The 3,934-nt window shown below is 47.2% G+C and carries 4 protein-coding genes; 3 read left to right on the top strand and 1 reads right to left on the bottom strand.

Annotated elements, in window-relative coordinates:
• Window positions 1-60 precede the first annotated feature (60 nt).
• Window positions 61-567, top strand: coding sequence for a hypothetical protein (locus B3W37_RS10610; protein WP_483170226.1), 507 nt, complete (start codon window positions 61-63; stop codon window positions 565-567).
• A gap of 283 nt (window positions 568-850) precedes the next feature.
• Here the strand turns inward: B3W37_RS10610 and gltX are convergent, their stop codons facing one another.
• Window positions 851-2,326 carry a glutamate--tRNA ligase gene (gltX, locus tag B3W37_RS10605; protein ID WP_483170227.1) on the bottom strand — a complete coding sequence of 492 codons (1,476 nt, stop codon included), beginning with the start codon at window positions 2,324-2,326 and terminating at the stop codon, window positions 851-853.
• Window positions 2,327-2,661: 335 nt separating this feature from the next.
• Between gltX and B3W37_RS10600 the strand changes: the two genes are divergently transcribed.
• Both B3W37_RS10600 and yunB read left to right on the top strand, forming a co-directional pair.
• Complete coding sequence (locus B3W37_RS10600; protein ID WP_483170228.1) at window positions 2,662-3,042, top strand: DUF1540 domain-containing protein; 381 nt, start codon at window positions 2,662-2,664, stop codon at window positions 3,040-3,042.
• Between the two features lie 116 nt (window positions 3,043-3,158).
• Complete coding sequence (yunB, locus tag B3W37_RS10595) at window positions 3,159-3,812, top strand: sporulation protein YunB (protein WP_481038225.1); 654 nt, start codon at window positions 3,159-3,161, stop codon at window positions 3,810-3,812.
• Window positions 3,813-3,934: the final 122 nt, after the last annotated feature.

Below are 3,934 nucleotides of genomic sequence, written 5' to 3'. Positions count from 1 at the left end.
GGTATATTTTAATCATCTTAGAAAAAAACTATATAAAATTAAATTTTAGAAGGGTGTTTAATGAATAGCTTTATTCAACACTTAGATTTACAACAACAAGGTATTTGGTTTCCATTAATTACAGGAGCTATTGCTTTATTATTTGTCTTACTTATGCCAAAACGACAAATGAATTGGCGGGGAATTTATATCACTTTCGGCGTGATAAGCTACGTTACATTAATGCTGGATGTCTTTATTGTAGGAGAGTATTTTGATTTATTCGATATAGGAGATCCTGCACTAGAAGGAATTGGCGATTTAATCACTTATGCAATTATCCCCTCCTGTCTTGCTATCACATATCTCAATTATTTTAATGAAAAGAACAAATGGTTGTACGTTACTCTATTTACAATCATATCCTTTTTATTTGAATGGGAACTTACCCGCGCAGGTTATATGAAACTAAAAGGCTGGCAAAATTGGTACTCCATACCTGTATATATTATTGTTTATGGTTGGTGGCTGCCGTGGCATTTTAAGTTTATCAATCATATATACGGTGGGAATACTGAGGAAAGCTAAGCCCGCAGGATATTTATCCGTGGCTTTAGGGTTTTGATTAACTTGGCTCAGCACGGTAGCGTCTGGGATACCACTGGGTCCGGATGACCATGCAAACACCGGTAATGAGGGGTTTTTTGTTTCTGCAAAAGCTTGCGGCTAACACCTGAATAGAGGACAATAACAAACCAGGATGAACTAGTGCCTGAGTGTCGGCATCATGCCCCTGGGACACCTGAAGCAAGACCAAAAACAAACTCCTGCCTAACAGCAGCCAGATTTAAATTGTCAATTTATATTCGGACTACTGGCCGAGGCGATTTTCATCGAGCCATTTTATAGCCTGATTGATCCTCTTCAGGCATTTTTCCCGGCCCAGCAATACGGCGACTTCAAATATGCCCGGACTGTTGGTTCGGCCGGTCAAGGCCAGACGCAAAGGGTGGATCAGATCCGCTGCCTTGACCCCCATCTGGGCTGCCTTTTCCCGCAAGGCTGATTCCAGCGAAGCCAGTGTGAACCGGGTGTCAGCTGTGAGTATTTCCAGATCGGCCTGCAGCAATTTATCGGCATCGCTGCGGGCAAAGTGCTTATTAACGCCCTTCTCCTCATAACCGTTGACTTCCTCAAAGAAGTAGGCGGCCGCTTCTATCAATTCGGGTATGAGCTTAGCCCTGCCTTGAACCAGTTTTACTACCTCAATTAAATACGCCATACTGGAGCTGGACATCCAATGTTTCACCCTGGTGGAACGCAGCATCTCCGTTGCCAGGGATTCTGGCCGGGCCTGGCTGATATAGTGGCCGTTCATCCAGGTCAGCTTCTCGATGTCATAAACCGCTGCCGAGCGCGAAACGTGTTCCAGATCAAAGCGCGGCACAATATCATTTACATCCCAAATATCCTGGTCGGTGCCGCTTGACCACCCCAGCAAAGCCAGGTAGTTGAGCAGGGCCTGGGGAAGATAACCCAATTCCCTGAATTCCTGAACCGAGGTGGCGCCGTGCCGTTTAGAGAGTTTGCTGCGGTCGGGGGCCAGTATCATGGACACATGGGCGAATTGAGGCAACTCCCAGTTGAGGGCCTGGTAGATCAGTATTTGTCGCGGGGTGTTGGAGAGGTGCTCCTCGGCACGGATCACGTGGCTGACCGCCATCATATGATCATCGACCACCACCGCAAAATTGTATGTGGGCCAGCCGTCTGATTTGGCGATAATAAAATCGTCCATCAGGCTATTATCAAATTCGACCTCGCCGCGGATGAGGTCTGATACCTTGGTGATGCCGGTATTTGGCACCCGCAAGCGGATTACCGCCGGCTGGCCGTTTTCCACCCGTTGTGCCGCAGCCTCTCCGTCCAGGTGACGGCAGCGGCCGGAATACTTGTAATCACGTCCCTGTTCCCGGGCCAGGGCTTTGTCGGCAGCGATATCCTCATTGCTGCAGAAACAGTAATAGGCCTGATTAGCATCTAGCAATGCTTTGAGATACTGATGGTAAATGGTCAGGCGCTGGCTTTGACGGTAAGGCCCGTAAGGACCACCCCTGTCAGGGCCCTCATCCCAATCCAGGCCCAGCCAGGCCAGGCCGTCCAAAATTCCCCGGGCTGATTCCTGGCTGGAGCGCTCACTGTCGGTGTCCTCCAGCCGCAGGATGAAAATGCCTCCGCTTTTTCTGGCATAAAGCCAGTTGAATAAGGCGGTTCGAGCCCCTCCAATATGTAAAGCTCCGGTAGGGCTGGGAGCAAAACGCACTCTTATCCGGTTAATCTGTTTCATTAAATAATCTCCTCAAACTGGTGATATTGTTCCATGTTTACTATTTTATCCGCTTCCCCTTCAATATACCAGCCTGCGGCATTTCAGACAGAAATCAATAATAATGCAAAGAGCGCAATAGCCATATAATTCTGCTGTTGTCAGCCCCAATTGCCCTGCAGCAGGTATTGCTGCGGCAGGTACACCTATCCTGAAGCGGTGAATATCGGAAAAGTCGTTTAACCCCATACTATTTGTATAAAACCACCGTCTCAGGAAAAACTATGTCAAACCAAATGATTGCTTCATTAATAGTAAACCCTGGCTAAACTGAAAAAATAACAAGGAGTATAAACATGACCGCAACCGTCTGCCATGTGCAGAGCTGTATTCACCATCATAGCAAGGAGAGCTGCGGGGTTGACCAGATTTCCGTTGCTGTGCAGGGTTCCCGGGCTTTTTGCAGCACTTACCGCAATCACCATCTTTATAAAACGGGAGCAGATAATGACACCCTGGATATGAATACCCAAATCACTTCTTCCAACCCCGAAGTCGGATGTCAGGCAGCAGCCTGTTTCTATAATCAAGATATGGTCTGCTATGCTGCTGCCATCGAAGTATTTGGAGATAACGCGGTTGATTCCACGGAAACCCGCTGCAACACCTTTCTGCCCCGAGATGAAGATGATAGCGGCGTGGAAGAACGGTTTGAATTCGGCCTGCATGTTGACTGATAACTATATATAGTAAGGCCGCCAAAAACCTGGCAGTAAATTCCTGTTAGAAACAGCGCTGCAGTATGAACCAAACGTATACACCCTACATAGTATAACAGCACGGGGGTGATGTGATGCTGGGGAGGCGATCCGCCAGACCCTTGCTGGTTCTAGTGGTAATTGCAGCTTTGTTGGTGGGTTTCGTAGCGGTGGACTTCAGGCTAAAAGCCAGTACTATTGCGATTGCCAGATCCCAGGCTCAGGTGGCCGGGGTAAGACTGATCAATACAGTAGTAAATGACAGAATAGCCAGTCAGGTCAGGTATGAAGACCTGGTAATGGTTCACAAAGATTCTTCGGGTCGTATCGTGCTTATTCAGCCCAATACCATCATGTTAAATAAAATCATGGCCAGTACGGTATTGGAAGTATCCAACTCCATGGGGCAGATGCAGGATGACACTATCAGTGTACCGGTGGGGCAATTGTCAGGCATCAATCTCTTATCCGGATATGGCCCTAGAATAAAGGTCAGGATAATACCGACCGGTCAAATTCATGTCGAAGTTCAGGATAAATTCGAGCAAGCCGGAATAAACCAGACCAGGCACCTGATCTATTTCGACATCAAAGCCATGATCCAGGTTGCGGTGCCATTTATGAAAGAGAGCGTGGATGTGAGCACAGTGATTCCATTAGCGGAGACCATAGTGGTAGGGGATGTTCCCCAGACCTATGTAAATTTGACCGGAGGCGGAGAACTGTTATATCCTTATATAAAGAAATAGAAACTGATGGGTAGCCTAAGGCAACCACACATCTTTAAAAAGTAGAGAATAAAAAAATTGCCGAATGCTTGACAATAATATTTGAGGATGATAACATAAGTCTTGCGCGCACGACAGGTAAA

It is taken from the genome of Syntrophomonas sp. UBA5494 (genome assembly GCF_002426325.1).
This window is presented reverse-complemented; position numbering and strand designations above follow the sequence as displayed.